Below are 16,664 nucleotides of genomic sequence, written 5' to 3'. Positions count from 1 at the left end.
ATCTTCTCCTCCAAATTAATTTTCCCAATGAAGGTAATAAAAATTATTGAAACTCTCACCTGACAAAAAACCTAATGAATAATAAGAAAGTTCTGATCGATTTCCTAAGGTAACAAAAAGCTGTATTGTGCTGATAATACATAAGGGCACCATCAAAGCCGCTGATATCCATAATTCTGGCCACATCAGAGATTTATGTTTGGCTCCCATTTAATTGCATCAGAGGCATATCAAACAAAAAACGAACATTCTTTTTCAAAAAAATTCATTTCCTCCCCATCTCTCTTGAACGTCAGTCATGCATAAATTTTTATGTCCCTTGTAACTTTCCTAGCTCAAATTTGAGTACTCTATCAGCAACGCCGTAATATTGATCGTCATGCGTAATCGCGATTACGCCCTTCCCTTTTGCTCTCAAATTAGGCAACAGCTCGGTGTAAAAGAACCTTCTGAATTCCGGATCTTGATCTGCAGCCCACTCGTCGAAGAACAAGAAAGGTCGATCGTCCAAATAACTCATGAACAAAGCTAGTCGTTTTCGTTGCCCCGCGGATAGGTCAATTGTACTGAACTCATTGTTCAGAACGGCAACCTTCTCTTCCAACCCCAGCAAGGTTAGATAACGGGCTACTTCAGAGTCGCGTCCCTTCGTATCAATCCCATATAGCTTCTCGAACAAGTGATAATCGCTAAACACCGGAGAGAACACCTCGCCAATATCTGCAGGATTCGCAACATGTCCGTCAATGTGAATGCTCCCAGCGGCAGGTTCGTACAAACCCGTCAACAGCTTACCGAATGTTGTTTTCCCGCTTCCGTTTCCGCCTGTGATGAATACGATTTGTCCTTTCGCGAAGCTGCAGCTGATGGGCCCGATCCCGAATGTGGAAGAATCGCCCCCATAATGAAAAGCTACATCGATCACATCGATCTTTTGTGCTTCCCTTCGATCAACTGCTGTAATCTCTTCCTTGGAGGGTGCAATACTCGATACTTCATGAAGGAGATCGTTTATCCGCTTCCAGCTAATCTTCATTTGGGTAGCTTGCGGAATGCAGTTAAGAATGCCATTAATGGGTCCTGTCATATACAGGAAAACAAAAACGAAACCCCTCAGGGTTTCGCTCAATATATCCTTGAATAGCATAGGCAGTAAGAAGGCGATGCTGCCGATCACGATTGTAAATAGAAGTTCTCCAAGGACAAACACGTTAGCAAAGGCGATATCGCCTTGTGCACGCTTCTGCCGGTAAGCATTGCTAATTTCGTTCATATCTTCTCGAAACTCCTTGCGTTTACGAGCCGACAAGCTTAGCTCCTTAAAACCGTAAATCAAATGATTGATAAACCGGAAGAATGCATTTTGCATATCTCTTGTTTCTTCCCATAGACGTTCCGCTTGTCGAGACACGATGGCATAAGCACCCACAGCCAGCCCGATTAATAGAACAGATATGAGAAGCCCTGGCAAGCTTAACGTACCGAGATATACAAGGCAACAAATCAATGTAACAAGGTTTGTAAGTCCTCCTATAACCACGTTGATGGAAGTGCTTACGACTTCCGTGTCATTATTCAAACTGGCCATGATCTTATCTCTACCGTACTTCTCGACAGTCTGATATCTTGCACGCAGAATCGTATCGATGATCTGCATTCTCTTGCGGTACACATTGTCGTTCGTGATGACGATCAATCGTTTCCTAAGCAGACGCTGACCCGCAACATACAATAGTAAGCCAATTCCGAAGTAATACATTAACCCCACGGCCCATTGATCGCCGTTCATTTGGACCAATTGCTGGTTGATGACAAAAATCAAGAAAGCATTGCCGAATCCGCTCATGACACTCATTAGAGCGATATTGACTAGCGAACTGTTATTCTGCTTTACGAAGAGAATGGAGCCTGCTAGATATAAATAATAAATCAGTGCCGTCGCCGATATAGCTATAATCGCTGATGGAATACTCAACGGTCCCCACACCAGCACAAACTTCCAAGGCATTCCGGAGAACATGACATCCGGAAGGAAATAGATCGCAATTAGCAAGCTTAGAACAAAAGCCGCTCCCGAGACAATGAATAGGATGCGCTTGAATGATAATCCAACAAAGCGTCGGATACCTCTAAGAATCTCTACCATCAACCTGGCTAACATCCATAACGATAATAGTCCGATACCAATAAAGAGAACCGTTACTGAAGATGACATCTTATCAATTTTTTTATAGAAATCGGAATTAAGGCTTGTTACTTCCTGATGCAACAGCATTCTCATCACATTATGGCCGATCAGATTCGTATAGTCTGAATTGGCATTCGCCATGACAACTACGGCAATCCCATCATTCGGCCGGAATCCAAAGTACGACGAGTAATTAGGGTTAGCCCCTAGATGCGACAATTCACCGCTACCGATTTGAAAGACGGACCACCCCATTGCATAGGAGCTCCCGTCCATGGACGGATAGACGGATCGATCCGGGACTTGCGATTTTGCGACCAGTTTCTTTAACCTCTCGGGTATATCTTCAACGATCCCAAGCTGTATTTGTAACCAGCGCACCATATCATTCTTCGTCGTAATTAGGTATCCTGCTGGCGTATTTCCTGTGTAGAGAGGAGCCGAGTAATCCCGATAACGATAGAAGGCTGGTTTGTAACCTTTCGCTAAATTCGGTACTTGGTCGTACTCGTCGTAAAAGACAGAACCGTTCAAAGCCAGTGGCTTGAGAATGTGCTCTCGGATATAATCCTGATAGGTTTGTCCAGATATGGTTTGTATGATATAGCCGAGTATGTCGTAATTAATGGTCGCATATTCGAATTGCTTCCCCGGTTTCTCGACAAGCTCGGTACCGACCAACCTCCTTACCGTTTCTTCCAAGGCGGTTGGCGAATCTTCCGTAGGGATATCTCCGATCGTGTTATATGGGATGCCCGATGTATGGTGCAATAGCTGACCAATGGTGATTGCCTCTCGCTCACCCTCGAATTCCATATGGAACCACGGAAGATAAGCTTCTACCGTATCGGTCAACTTTAATTTGCCTTCGTCCTCCAGATTCAAAATTCCAAGAGCGGTAAAGGCCTTCGTAGTCGAACCTAGCTCAAATCTCGTTTGATTGGTGACAGGCAGTTTCTTCTTTACATCCGCATATCCGAAGTTTCGATCGTAAGCTACCTGTCCTTCCTGCACAATGGAGACCGCAAGACCGGGAATACCTGATTCCTCCATAAGCTTTACAATATACCCATCGATTTCTTGAATGACCTTATCGTCTATTGCGCTCGCTCCCGCTGCGGAGGCTCCCCATATCTGAGCGCACCATAATAAGACGATGCCAATTACGATCTTGGCCTTATTTCTGTACATTGTTATACCTCGCTTACGACGACATGTATTTCGATAAAACAGCTCCGGACACTACCTTCTCCAAAACTTGCGTGTTACCTTCGATAATCTCCAATACTTTCGCTTCCCTGAACAATCGCTCTGCCTTGAAATCGGAATGAAGGCCATTGGCTCCATGAAGTTGAACAGCATCTGTACATACTTTCATTGCTACACGGGAGGAAAATATTTTGGCCATAGTGGTCATCATGATCCCTTCCGGATCACGACTGCCTCTCAATTCCCCCGCACGTATACAATAAGACCTTGCGGCCTCAACATCTATCGTTGCGTTCGAGATAATAGTTTGAACCGACTCAAACTCACATAATTTTTTACCGAATTGACTTCGGGTTCTCGTGTATTTCACCATTTCCTCAAGAGCAGCTTGAGCAATAGCGACCCCAGCCCAAGCAATGCTATAACGTCCATGGTCTAGTGCATGATTGACAACGTACGTAAACCCGCTTCCCACCTTCCCCAGCACATTGCCGGCGGGAACCTCAACATGATCTAGTTCGATTTCCGCTAGGTGCGTGGCTCTTCCCGCCAGCATGCCGGAAATTGGGGTCGAGCAAAGACCTTTAGATTCCCGCTCGACTAGAAATGCCGTGATGCTCTCGCTAGATTCGTCTTTTGCGATAGTAAGAAAGACATTTGCGATACCACCGAAAGAAATCCACTTCTTCCTGCCATTCAGGATATACCCATCTGCTGTTCGCCGGTATGTCGTTTGGATTCCTTTAGCGTCAGACCCCGTGTCGGGTTCAGATAGCGCGAATGCGCCCAGTACGCTACCTGCACTGATTAGCGGCAACCATTTATCCTTTTGATTCGCTGTTCCCCATCTGGATATCGATTCTCCGACAAGCGTGGAGTGAACTGTGATTAATGTACGAACAGCAGAACACGACTTCCCGATTATTTCGGTAAACTTGCCATAATTCACAGGAGAAAGCTCTAGGCCCCCATATTTGATAGGAAGATTGGCTGACAAATACTTCTTCTCCGCAAGTTTATCTATCATCTCTCTTGGAAGCATCTCGCTTCTGTCAAAGGAAGTTGCATATGGATCGATGTTATGTTTAACGAATTGCTCTGCTTCTTTAAGAAAATGCTCCTGATGATCGACCATAGCTACATCACCGTACGTTTTTGCTCAACGAAACGAAGGATGTTACGGACGGAACTAAAATTCGCGATGTCCAGGTCATCGCCTTCGACGGTGATCCCGAATTCGCGTTCTACGAATCCAACCATCTCCATTGCGAATAGAGAATTAACGAATCCCATCTGAAAAATATGGTCTTCATCGGTAAATGTTGCGTCATCATCAAAGACAACTAGATGTTTTCCGATAAACCCTCTAATTAATACTGCTGCTTCTGAATGTTCCATGGCCGTCACCTTTCTTTAACGATGATACGAATATACTCCGGATATTTTTGCACGACCGATAAATCATTCTCCAAAAGCAAAAGTTCCCCGTCTTCTCGTACATCGATTTCTTTAAAATTTGCAAAGCGGTAAGTGATATACATCATTTTATTGCGATCTGTCTTTCTGAAATCTGCCAGCATTTTCTTACCATCTTTTTTGGCTTGATCCATCATGAAAGATAGCAGAATGGTGCCTACCCCTCTTGACATAACCCTGCATGACATGAGCAGGAGCTTGAGGTGCCAGTGCGTATCTGTAATTTCCGCCAATACCAATCCGATCTTCCCGTATGTTCCGTATTTATCCGTCAATTCGCATAGGTACAGACGATGACTGTCGCTCTGTCTAAATCGATTTAACTCATCGTGATCATAAGTGACCCCCGTTGCGTTAAGCTGGTGTGTCCTGACCGTAAGCTCAGAAGCTCGGGCCAGATCCTCCTCCGTCGCAGGAGAGATTATAAATTCCATGTTCAGCTGAGATAAAAATTGCTCTTTCGGCCCGTTATACGTTTGTTCATCTTGTTTGCGTTGCATGTCATCCATATACATGGACCTTCTCCGAGCAGAATCTACAGTAATAAACTTGGGATTTAGCTCTGCAATATCCAAAAACGTTCTCTGATCGATAGTCTGCATGCAGAAAATATCCGGATGAACGCTCTTAACTTCATCCAACTCAAACATCTGATCGTCAATGAAGAGAATGGAGTCGAAGCCGATATTCAGTTCCCTTTGAATATTGCCGATCAGGATAGATTTAGCGTCCCATCCAATCTGCGGATATATGAACAAATGGTCTAAGCCCCGCTCTTTCAATGCCGTCATGGCGTGATTATAATCGTTCTTGCTGCAAACAGATTGTAGAATTCCCCGTTCGTCTAGCACGTGCAAAATCTCTTTCATTCCCGGCTTGAGCCGAACTTGTTCGGATTCCAGCAAAGTACCATCCCATAACGTCTCGTCAAGGTCCCATACCACGCACTTAATTTCTTTTGTCATACGTATAGAATCCTTGCCCTGATTTTTTGCCTAACAGCCCAGCATCAACCATTTTTCTAAGCAACGGGCAAGGCCGATATTTAGGATCGTTGTAGCTGTCATGTAATACTTCTAGGGATTTCAATATCGTATCCAACCCGATCAAATCCCCCGTAGCAAGTGGGCCCATCTCATGACCGAATCCAAGCCGGAAAATTTTGTCGACATCCTGCGGTCGCCCAACTCGATCATGGACGAGCCAGATGCTTTCATTAATGGTAAGCATTAGAACACGGTTCGTTACAAAACCCGGAAAATCATTAACCACAACCGGGACTTTATTCATCGACTTCAAGAACGCGGTGACCGTCTCGACTGTAGCCTCCGAAGTGTGATGCCCTTTAATGACCTCAACCAAGGTTTTCATCGGAACCGGGTTCATAAAATGCGTGCCTAATACGTTATCTGGCCTTTTCATTAGACCAGCAATTTTCGTTATTGATATGCAGCTGGTATTGACAGCAAACAACGTCTCTTCCTTGCAAACTTCCCTTAATTCCTCATACACTGCCTTCTTCACATTCCAGTCTTCCGTCACGTTCTCGATGATCAGATCGACATGACTTAACGCTTTATACTCCGTATGAAATTCAATTTTCTCATCGATTACATTCCAATCAAGACTTCGATATTTGGGACTCATCATCTTCATTAACGAGAACGTTTTTTTCATTTTTTCATCTGATTTGTCAAGTATCATTTCATCAATATCAACTATTACAACACGATAACCGTTACATGCAAGATCAAGGGCGACATCGCTCCCCATTACTCCAGCACCGACTACGCCGACCAGATTTATTTTCAAAGTAACCTCTCCTATTCCGAGATTGCCGTGAGTAATTTCATTTGTCATTTTTCCTGTAACCGCTTGCAATATATCTCTATATCCGTCCCTATCAATCCCTCAAGACTGACTAATTTACTTAACTTATCCAAGATACCAGGCCAGATATGGCTTCCCATTCGATTCGTATAAAGTGTTTTTGCGACTACAGCTCGAACTTGAACCCACAAGTTTACGATTTCATCCATTGTACCGAGTATGGAAGGATCGTCAATCAGCTTCGCCATCCGAATCTTTTCCACTTTTTTGCAGTTAATTATCTTATTCAAGCCTTCTACCACTTTTGAATAGTAGGTAGCCGAAGAGTACTGTTCTTCCTGCAGATGTTTTACTGTATCTTCAAACTTCTGCAATTGTGCTAGCCCTCTCTTATCTACATCTCCCATCTGCGAGGAATAGAGGTCCGACAGATGCTTTACTACTTCTATCTTGCCGAACTCGCCCGATATCAACTCCTGCCCATCAAGCTCATAAATTTCATAGAATGTCAGATGACCTTCACTGATGAAATATTGTAAATACCCTCTGTACGCTTCTTGGAGATCATGATAGGAGAGCGATTGTTTCTCGTAAGAAAGGTTTTCTTTGTGCTTGTGTTCAATGACTTGGAATCGTTGCTCATTGTCGTCAAACCCGTAAACCAACAAAGTATGAGGCCAATGTTCCTTGAGATACGTGTCTAATCGTATAGGCTCATAGTAACAATCCACCCATAATATGACGGGCCTGCCTTTCGATATCGCTGACTTGATGTCAGCGGTCACATCTTCGGATCGATGCTTTGTCAACGCCCCTAAGTACAAGCTATCCACAAGCTCGGCAAAACTATGCCTTTGACGATAACGGCAACCAATTACCGCTTCGTTCGCCTTCTGACTTAACTCATATACGATGTTCTCGTTCAGAAAGAACGGAAGCTCATCCTTATGGAATGCCCTTATGATTGGAAAGAAGGAATTATAGAAACAATTATCAAAAAACAACTCATTATAGGGCTCAATTCCTTCTATTACGATTTGCATGTATAATAAGCCCCCCCAATAAACTGCATGCATTTAGACGGTTTCGATTCACTTGCCCGCCAGTGTCTCATTAACGTATCGAATGACTTGCTCTTTATGATCGTGGATAAAGAAATGTCCTCCTTTAAACTCCAGCAATTTACACTTCACGGATGTATGGATGTTCCACTCTCCGTAATCGCTAAAGTCGTTGCTCAAAGGATCGTTATCGCCGAATAATACAGATACTTGAACGTTAATTTTGTTTCTCTCCACGTATCGATACGTATTGGCTGCCTTGATATCGTTTCGTATTACCGGCAGGAATAAATTAGAAAGCTCCACGTTCTCGAACACCTCGCTGGAGGTTCCTCCAAGTTTCAAAATTTCCTTAATGAAAGATGGATCATCCAATTCATGGTCAATTCGATATTGCTCCTTCTTATGCGGGGCGGTTTGACCAGATAGGAAAATATGCTCCGGGAGGCGCTTGTTCTCATCGATTAATCGTTGAACCAGTTCATATGCAAGAATAGCCCCCAAGCTATGTCCGAAGAAGGCATAGGGGCGGTCCTGCTGCTCCAATCGCAAATGCACGTATAGGTCGTCTACCATACCGGCTACGGAATCAAGTAATGGTTCTTCATATCTCCTGCCTCTACCCGAAAATTCCACCATTCTTAGAGCAATATCCGAGTGTAACTGATTTTTCCAGCTTCCGTATACGATTGCCGAACTGCCCGCGTAAGGTAGGCATAATAACTCTAGCTTCTCCATCATAGATCCCCTAATCAGCATTCATCCGACTATTCGAACAGTTGATTCAAGTCTTCTTGAGACAGCTTGACCAAGTCAAAGTCGGAAGGCGTGTAATCTCGTTTTTCTTTCGCGCTGCAATGCGCGATGATTTCTTTCAGCTCTTTCAGGAAGGATGCTATCACCTGCTTTGTAGCATCCGGGTCACACACTTGCGGGTCGAATGTATACGCCACGCGCAATTGACCCCTTACAATCATGGCATCTATCGCGAGAAGACATGTCATCGGATTGCTCTCGCATGTATCCGGTCCCGCGTCTTCATGAGCCCACTCAAAATAGGAGCCTATCGTATTGTCAGCCTCTCCAAGGAAGTTAAAACGGATGTAATCTCTGCTGATAATCCTATCTGCATTCTCCAAGTATTGTATAATGCCGTAATCGAACCCCTTATTAGGGACGGAACGAATTTGTTCTTTAATCGACTTGACGTGATCTGATAAGCGAGAACACTCGCAGATTAGCTCTAAAGGATATAGACTCGTAAACCAGCCTACTGTTCGATCGATGGCTAAGGCTTTTCCGATCTCTTCTCTCCCGTGTCCTTCCACTTCGATCACAACGCGCTGATTCTCGGCATACGGTTCTAGCGCTCTAGCCAAGGCGGCGAAAATCAATTCCAACGACTGTGTGCCGTAAGCTTGATTAGCGCTCGTAAGGAGGGAATGCGTATCCTCCGCCGAAAGTAACGCGTGAAGCGTTTCAATCCCCGGGCCTTTCTCTTTCAATCCGGTCTCTGGAAGTCTAGTCGGTTTCTTGGTGGCCAAATTGCTCCAATAGTCTATAATACTTGACGGTATTGTGGGCTTATACTCGTACAACGCATTTACCCAATCCTGATAGGAATCGGATCTGCGAATATACGCTTGCGAACTCTCGCTTGCTTCATAAGATAAGATCATGTTCATATCCTCAAGAATAACCCGCCATGATAACCCGTCTACCGCTAGATGATGTGCAGTCAGTAGAAGCCGTTGTTCTCCATCTCCAAAATCATAAAGTCCAGCCTTAAATAATGGCCCTTCTGTAACATTAATGGATGATTTCAACTTTACTGCATAATCTTTAAATAAGTCCCACCTGACCTCAGCAGGATAAATCGAAAGATCAACACGATCTACCGAGACCATCCCAGGGTCTAAATCCTTGTACTTGAGCATGGATAATGCTTGATCATAGTACAAACGTAGCGAATCATGAGTTTCCATGATGCGTTGAACCGCATGTTCAAGTAGCTCTCTATCCATGACACCTAATACCCGAAGCAACACAGATTGATTATAATAATTCACATTCTTTAGACGGTTCGCGAAGAACCAGTTGATGATGGGAGATGATTGGAGCAATCCTTGGGCCGGCTTATGTTCCCTATCGCTTTGGTATATCTTTTCAAAAGCAATATCTCCTACAACGCTAGACATCAGAATATCCTTTGGCTTTAAGTAATAACGCCCATCCTCGTTAAACTTCGATGCGATCTGAATCGCCTTTATCGAGTCACCGCCCACGAAATAAAAGTTATCGTTCCATTCCAGCGCTTCGATGCCCAATACATCCCTCATGATCCGATGGAGCTTTTGCAACCCCTCATCCTTAGAGTGATTCGTTAATTCGGCGCTCTCCGAATTGGAATCTGGTACTGCCAACGCATCTCTGTCTATCTTACCGTTGATGGTTAGCGGCATTCTGTCCAGCACTACCATCGACTGGGGTATCATGAAACCTGGCAAATATTCGACAAGAAAGTTCTTCAGATCCAACCAAGTTATTTTCCGACTCCCAACAACGTACAGCACAAGGTATTTGTGGCCGTTCGAATTGCTGAATACTTTAACTGCCGCCTCTTTGACGGCTTCATACATGCAAGCCCGGCTTTCAATTTCTCCAAGCTCGATGCGGTAACCGTTTAACTTGATTTGATGATCTGCTCTCCCGATATATTCCATTTCCCCATTCGGCAGCCAGCGGGCAAGGTCGCCAGTCCTGTACATGTTGCGGCCGGGGTCGGTCAAGCACGGAGTAAACTTGTCCGCGGTAAGTTCCGGTGCGTTAATGTAACCAGAGGCTACTCCATCTCCGGATATGTATATCTCGCCTACGGATCCAAAGGGGACAATACGCTTATCGGAATCGAGCAAAAGAATTTGAACGTTACTAATCGGTTTACCGATCAGAACGGATTCGTTGCATTGCAATTCATTAAATTTATAAATCATGCAGCCTACAACAGCTTCTGTCGGTCCATACTCGTTATAAATCGCTACTCTTCCGCCAGACGAATCTGTCATAGTCTTTGCAAGGGCTGTTTGGAACATCTCCCCGCCCACGACAAAAACGCGTACAGCTGTCTCGGCCAAAGAATAGTCTTGAATTAATGCCAGATGTGCCGGGGTTATCTTAACTATGCTCGCTCTTCTCTCTTCCAAGATTTGATGCAGCACGAAGCGCTCGGCATCCTGCCTGTAGATGATGACTTCATTGCCAGCGATTAGCGGCACAAGCATGGAGGTAATGGTCAAGTCAAACGCTAGGGAAGTATATAGTGCGAATTTATCGTCTCTATCGGTTATATAGGTTCTCGCCGCCCAAGATACATAATTCACCAGTCCCCGATGATGAACCATTACTCCTTTAGGTGTGCCTGTAGAGCCAGATGTGTATATGATATAGACGAGATCATCCGGGCTGTTCCCCGTCTCCAAATTCGTATCGTCCCCGCAGAACAAGTCATCGGATTCCAGATGAATGACATCACCCTTGAAGCCGATTTCCCCATCGATATGAACGTTCGTCAGAATGAGATTTGCCCCGCTGTTGTCTAGAATATACTGCATACGCTCCCTAGGATATTCGGGATCAAGAGGGAGATACACGCCGCCTGCTTTCATGACGGCCAGAACAGAAACCACCGTATTCATCGAATGTTCCGCGATCAATGCGACAACTTGCCCCCGTCGGATACCCCTGACTTGTAGGAACCGTGCCAGCTGGTTTGCTCTCGCATTCAATTCTCTATACGTCAAGGATTCATTGCCATGCGTGACCGCGATTCTATCAGGGGTTGCCAGTGCCTGTACTTCCACTAACTGATGGTATAACTGGTCTTTCGGATAATCTGCCTTCGTTGAATTATACTCATACAATAGCTTCCGTTTATCTGCTTCTGAGAGAATATCAATGCTGCGAAGAGACATATACGGGTTAGCGACGATACGTTCAATCAGTTCAATAAGTTGGTTGAATATTAAACGGATCTCTCTCTCCGTATATTCGCAATTCTTATAATCGATATCTAATCGTATCGTCCCGTCCTCGTACCAGTCCTTAATCAAGAAGTGCAACGCGTAGGGTTGCATCTCCGGGAAAAATTCCTCGTTCACGATCTCGACTTGTCCCATACTCGAAGGGAGCTTGGCATTGCTATAATTGACACAATATTGGAATAATTGATCGTAACCTCGGCGTCGAATTTGCAAATCCTCAACCAAGTAATTGTACGGATATCTCTGATGGAAATAACACTTGGTTAAATTCCGCTGAACCTCAACGAAGTAATCTATAATCTGCTTTTCTTCACCTATATGAACATGAATGGGCATTGTACTCGTATACATCCCGATGGTCTTCTTCTCCTTGCCACCGGAACGGTTCAGAACCGGAATGCCTATGATTACATTGTTTTGCTGTGTAATTCGCGACAGAAATAACGAAATTGCGCCCGTAAAGAACGTATTTAAAGTCAATTTATTCGCTTGTGCGAAATCCGCGATTCGACCGACGTATTCCTGTTTTATAAAGAATGTTAGCCGCTTGGCACTAAAATCTTCGGATGTTCTCATCAGCTGTTCTAGGTCTATGTTAGCGAACATTTCTCGCCAGAAACGCTTATCCTTCCGATACCGATCGGAATCAAAATATACCTTCTCAGTTTCAATATAATCGGTATAACAACCCGCGTTAAGCGTTACAGGTTCCGTATTCAATCCTGCAAGCTCGCTGTACTGCCGAAGAATCTGCTCAGTAAGCAGTTTAAAACTCCAGCCATCTGATATCATGTGATGCATATTAATAAAATAGCCTGTTTCTTGTTGATTAAAACGAATAATCACGAACCGATACATCCGTTCCCGATATATATCAAATGGTTTCTTTGATTCCTTCTCCACCCAGGTTTCAAAATCCATTTCTGGAGAAATGGATTTCGAAAAGTCTAGATAAGGGATATCTATATGAGAAAATTCTTCAACATACTGAAATGCTTGGCCTTCTTCTAGAAAGAAACGTGCACGCATTCCTCCCTGAGTCCTTATTATGTAATTGATTGCTTCTTTGAGCCAATCAATATTTAAATTTGTACGAAATCGAACTGTCCCGCCTAGATTGTTTATCGGTGTTCCAGGATTCATTTGGTCTATCAGCCAAACCCTCATTTGCGGCTGAGTTAACAGATGATTCATCATATTCACAATCTTAGAATCCTCCTTAGAATCGTATAATTCGCTCTTATTGACCGGTTCAGTACAATACATGCTTCGGCATATCTTTAAGGTGAGGCATTTGCAATATTATCGTCATCGCTTAGCGTATCGATAGATACATCAATGCCGGAATCAGTGACCCTAGTTCTACCAGAACAGGTGAAACGTGGCGTCCACCAAGCTTGCTGTAAATTTGGAATTGTAGCATTTATATAGTCTCTGTACATACCGTTCTAAGTTCATGCCAGTCAGATTTAGTTCTTCGACTATTTCACCGCATGTCATTTGGTATTTAATGGAATACTATCCCTCCGGCAGAGGATGAAAAAATAGAACAAAATATAAAATAGATAAGATTTTTCGCCTCAACGGAATTCTAGGTTGCGCCATAATGATAATCTAAGCGTTCGTTGGAACAAACATATCATGGCTCAAAGGCTCAATAACAACTCTAAGATTTTACGAGTAGATTTGATACTATAATTGGTAAACATTTAAGATTTCTCATCTCCCATAAGGAGGCTCACCTCTTCTCTTTAGCAGTGCTCAAACATGTTAGTTGTGTTGTCGCAAAAAAAAAACACCTCAAGGGTGCATGTCTCCAGATAATAGAATATGTGATGTGACGTCAGTGGGACAAACAGACATAGCTTCGCCCATTCATCCGGTGTAACCGCATTCAAAGTTACATATATATGTCCCCTGTTATTAATAACGTGCCGAAACAACGATTATCATAGTAAAACAGGTTGTTGTAATACCCAATTGTCATTCCAATCAATTTTATACGGTTTGTATTAAATTGTAAACCGATAATTTATAATACTTCATTATACTTATTTAATTTTCTCAGCATGATATCGTCGAATAATCCTTGAAGCATTTAAGCAATCCCATAAACCATAGGTCTAGTTGAATGCGTATCCTAGGAAAGTATTCTTTTCAGTCTTCGTGGCGATTGTTAATCATAACGATCAGTGGCTGGAGATAAGTTATCTCTAATTGGATTCCAATGTAGTTTCCCTCCTCCTTAGTGATCGAGTACGAAACCGAGTCGACTTCATTTATAGTTGTATCATTAAAATGCTAACGAAATGAGGCCCGGTTCAATAGTTAATTTCATTCCCAAATTCCTTAATCATTATATGCAGGAGGATGTTGCTCACCCTTGATTAGATATACCAAAATTATTAATAATATAATTTGAAAACTCTTCAATAGTAATGGTTGATAAGTTATCTTCACTTAAATATTCGTCAGAAAATTCAATATCTAATTGAAGTTCTAACTCTATAACTAGTTGTATGAATCGTAGGGAGTTGATGCCGTTTTCTAACAGCCCTTCGTTAAGTGGATGATTCTCTGGAACTTCTAAAACTTTTCTGATAGCATCTTCTACTATTGTAGTTATATTCATTGGCAAAACCTACTTTTCGATTAATATATTTATTGATACATAATTCGCATTTATGAATTTAAATAAAACATTTAGTAAAGAAGGAAGTTTTCATCTTCAAGGTATTTTTTGCAATAGGTATCTATAACCCAATTTAAAGTAGATGCAGTATTTTCATGTTCTTCTGGATTTATTGAATGGAAAGAAAATGTTCTGATTATTGACCAAAGAAAAAAGGCTTCAATAACATTAACATAATTATCTTGAAGTTGATGAATAGTACTATAGGTTGATATAAATACTTTTTGGTTTTCATGTGAAAGATGCATAAATATTTCAGCTATATCAAATAGATAAAATCCTAATCCACAATTTGAAAAATCAATAGGTCGAGGTTCATCTTTATAAAAAACATAGTTACTTTCGTGAAGATCAGAATGGATCATACCCCAAGTATTTCTTGTTATTTTTTGATTATTAATTTCGCAAGAAATTTTTTGAATAGTTTGTTCAAGACATATCTTAGCTTCTTCGGTGATAAGTGCATTTAAATTTTGGGATAGTTGTGTATAAGATGAGATTAAATTATCAGCATCGTATACTCGCACATTAGACTTATCTATAATATCCCAATTCTTTGATTGTTTGTGTAATGCAGCCACCAATTTAGCAAAGCTAATTGTTTCTTCTATAGTCGGTGGTCTATTAAGCAAATCACCTTCCACCCATTTATACAATGATACATATATTTTTTCGTCAGAATTGTCGATTGTTATTGTGGTAATGTGCTCTCCTTCCTTATTTCTTACAGGACCAGGAACGTTATAAGTTAAATCACTTTCCAGCGCCTCAAGCCATTTAAGTTCCGATTCAATAATCTCAACTAAGTTTTGATTAGCAGAAGAATATCTGATTTTTAATAGAAAATCATTTTCTTTTTCATTCATTATTGCTTTTATTCTATAGTTTAAATTTTCACTTTCACCTAAATATTGAATATCTTTACTTTGGATTAAATATCTCTCTAATGCATGCTTTACAATCATCATAGAATCGATATTTTCATGCATAAATTTTCCTCCTTAAGATTAAAATCCTCAAAACTTCAGTTTTTTATAGTTAACTTTAGCAAGCGTCTTGTCCATAAATCCACTATGTCTTCTATTTTAATCCGTTCATCTATATTGAAGAATGATTGGTTTTGGATAATTTCTCCCACCGATTTGGAGTGATCGACTTCTATTAAAAAATCGTAAACTTTTTTTGAAATAGATACGGTTTGACCAAAAAAATAACAAAAACTTATTTCATAAACATAATCCATTTTGAACGCCATCATTACTGGTCTTCTTTCTCTTATTAAGTGACACATACTAGGGTAAAACGGGGATTAACCTCATAACTCCCTCAGATTTTAATGGTCTTTTTCTGATAAGGTAGTTTCCAATGCATAAGTAATTTAATTGTGTCGTTAAGAAACAAACCACAGAATCGTTTATAGAATCTACGATAGGCTCATAGTTATTGTTAAAGGAGGTGTTTAACAGAACAGGAACTCCCGTTTTCTTTTCAAATGAAGCAATTAAATTGTTAAACAGTCGATTATTGGTTGAGGATACGGTTTGTACTCTTGCTGACCCATCCACATGTGTTACCGCGCCTAATGATTTTTGTTTTTCACTTCTTACCTTTAAAACCATATTCATAAAAGAAAACATATTCGCTTCATACTGTTCTGGGATCTCAAAATATTCTCGAGCAGATTCTTCTAAAATAGCAGGTGCGAACGGTCTATAATCCTCCCTCATTTTAATCATTTTACCTAAAATGGTAATTCGGTCCACATCAGACATTCGAATGTTATTCATATTCAAACAAGCTTTTATAGCCAATAAAGGTGCTTTCGGAATTTGTATTTCCATATACATCCCCAATTGAAACTCGCTTATTTGTATATTGAGCTATAGATCTAAGTTTGATTCACAAATCCGGTATAAAATCATATCAAAATGCAATAGCGGTAAAGACCGCATAAATTGCCCCTGGGATAACTATCACTTTTTTGTTCCCAAGAGTCGTCCAGTTTTGCCAGCGTGTCATAACACTCTCGTGCAAAGTAGGTAAATGCAGGGGGTACTTGTCGATTTTGTAGGCGATACAGCGAAATCTTCGCCATTTTCAACTTTGGAAAAATGGCGAAGCAAGTCGATATTTATTTCCCCCCTGAATTGCCCTGTCTTATATTAGTA

At 41.8% G+C, this 16,664-nt stretch carries 12 protein-coding genes; all 12 read right to left on the bottom strand.

Translation table 11 applies throughout. The features are described 5' to 3' along the window. Positions 1-310: 310 nt before the first annotated feature. On the bottom strand, positions 311-3,379 hold the full coding sequence (locus tag EC604_RS14595) for a cyclic peptide export ABC transporter (protein ID WP_123064852.1): 3,069 nt from the start codon (positions 3,377-3,379) through the stop codon (positions 311-313). A gap of 13 nt (positions 3,380-3,392) precedes the next feature. Beyond that, positions 3,393-4,532, bottom strand: coding sequence for an acyl-CoA dehydrogenase family protein (locus tag EC604_RS14590; protein ID WP_123064851.1), 1,140 nt, complete (start codon positions 4,530-4,532; stop codon positions 3,393-3,395). A gap of 2 nt (positions 4,533-4,534) precedes the next feature. After that, complete coding sequence (locus tag EC604_RS14585) at positions 4,535-4,795, bottom strand: acyl carrier protein (protein WP_123064850.1); 261 nt, start codon at positions 4,793-4,795, stop codon at positions 4,535-4,537. Between the two features lie 5 nt (positions 4,796-4,800). After that, positions 4,801-5,838, bottom strand: a complete 1,038-nt coding sequence (locus tag EC604_RS14580) for an HAD-IIIC family phosphatase (protein ID WP_123064849.1) — start codon at positions 5,836-5,838, stop codon at positions 4,801-4,803. Continuing rightward, positions 5,822-6,685 (bottom strand): 3-hydroxyacyl-CoA dehydrogenase family protein, encoded by an 864-nt coding sequence (locus tag EC604_RS14575; RefSeq protein ID WP_275670038.1) that lies wholly within the window; start codon positions 6,683-6,685, stop codon positions 5,822-5,824. Before EC604_RS14575 ends, EC604_RS14580 begins: the two co-directional genes overlap by 17 nt. 44 nt (positions 6,686-6,729) lie before the next feature. Then, on the bottom strand, positions 6,730-7,746 hold the full coding sequence (locus tag EC604_RS14570) for a BtrH N-terminal domain-containing protein (protein WP_161556940.1): 1,017 nt from the start codon (positions 7,744-7,746) through the stop codon (positions 6,730-6,732). A gap of 48 nt (positions 7,747-7,794) precedes the next feature. Beyond that, complete coding sequence (locus EC604_RS14565) at positions 7,795-8,502, bottom strand: thioesterase II family protein (RefSeq protein WP_161556939.1); 708 nt, start codon at positions 8,500-8,502, stop codon at positions 7,795-7,797. A 29-nt stretch (positions 8,503-8,531) separates the two neighbouring features. Then, a complete protein-coding gene (locus tag EC604_RS14560; protein ID WP_275670039.1) occupies positions 8,532-12,998 on the bottom strand; it encodes an amino acid adenylation domain-containing protein in 4,467 nt (1,488 codons plus the stop codon). Between the two features lie 1,183 nt (positions 12,999-14,181). Continuing rightward, positions 14,182-14,436 carry a phosphopantetheine-binding protein gene (locus tag EC604_RS14555; protein WP_123064844.1) on the bottom strand — a complete coding sequence of 85 codons (255 nt, stop codon included), beginning with the start codon at positions 14,434-14,436 and terminating at the stop codon, positions 14,182-14,184. A gap of 71 nt (positions 14,437-14,507) precedes the next feature. Beyond that, on the bottom strand, positions 14,508-15,485 hold the full coding sequence (locus EC604_RS14550; RefSeq protein ID WP_123064843.1) for a phosphotransferase enzyme family protein: 978 nt from the start codon (positions 15,483-15,485) through the stop codon (positions 14,508-14,510). A 35-nt stretch (positions 15,486-15,520) separates the two neighbouring features. Beyond that, a complete protein-coding gene (locus EC604_RS29925) occupies positions 15,521-15,739 on the bottom strand; it encodes a hypothetical protein (protein ID WP_161556937.1) in 219 nt (72 codons plus the stop codon). Between the two features lie 49 nt (positions 15,740-15,788). Further along, entirely contained in the window at positions 15,789-16,337 is a 549-nt protein-coding gene (locus EC604_RS14540; protein WP_205127934.1) for a carbamoyltransferase C-terminal domain-containing protein, read from the bottom strand. Between the last annotated feature and the right edge of the window lie 327 nt (positions 16,338-16,664).

This window comes from Paenibacillus amylolyticus, from assembly GCF_003719335.1.
GTDB classification, from domain to species: Bacteria; Bacillota; Bacilli; order Paenibacillales; family Paenibacillaceae; genus Paenibacillus; species Paenibacillus amylolyticus_D.
The sequence above is the reverse complement of the archived record's forward strand: the minus strand, read 5'-3'. Positions and strand labels throughout refer to the sequence as shown.

What these genes read in the sequence shown, in the direction of transcription:
- EC604_RS14595 (WP_123064852.1), bottom strand. Translation starts at nt 3,379, where the DNA reads ATGTACAGAAATAAGGCCAAGATCGTAATTGGCATCGTCTTATTATGG.
- EC604_RS14590 (WP_123064851.1), bottom strand. Translation starts at nt 4,532, where the DNA reads ATGGTCGATCATCAGGAGCATTTTCTTAAAGAAGCAGAGCAATTCGTT.
- EC604_RS14585 (WP_123064850.1), bottom strand. Translation starts at nt 4,795, where the DNA reads ATGGAACATTCAGAAGCAGCAGTATTAATTAGAGGGTTTATCGGAAAA.
- EC604_RS14580 (WP_123064849.1), bottom strand. Translation starts at nt 5,838, where the DNA reads ATGACAAAAGAAATTAAGTGCGTGGTATGGGACCTTGACGAGACGTTA.
- EC604_RS14570 (WP_161556940.1), bottom strand. Translation starts at nt 7,746, where the DNA reads ATGCAAATCGTAATAGAAGGAATTGAGCCCTATAATGAGTTGTTTTTT.
- EC604_RS14565 (WP_161556939.1), bottom strand. Translation starts at nt 8,502, where the DNA reads ATGGAGAAGCTAGAGTTATTATGCCTACCTTACGCGGGCAGTTCGGCA.
- EC604_RS14560 (WP_275670039.1), bottom strand. Translation starts at nt 12,998, where the DNA reads ATGAATCATCTGTTAACTCAGCCGCAAATGAGGGTTTGGCTGATAGAC.
- EC604_RS14555 (WP_123064844.1), bottom strand. Translation starts at nt 14,436, where the DNA reads ATGAATATAACTACAATAGTAGAAGATGCTATCAGAAAAGTTTTAGAA.
- EC604_RS14550 (WP_123064843.1), bottom strand. Translation starts at nt 15,485, where the DNA reads ATGCATGAAAATATCGATTCTATGATGATTGTAAAGCATGCATTAGAG.
- EC604_RS29925 (WP_161556937.1), bottom strand. Translation starts at nt 15,739, where the DNA reads ATGGATTATGTTTATGAAATAAGTTTTTGTTATTTTTTTGGTCAAACC.
- EC604_RS14540 (WP_205127934.1), bottom strand. Translation starts at nt 16,337, where the DNA reads ATGGAAATACAAATTCCGAAAGCACCTTTATTGGCTATAAAAGCTTGT.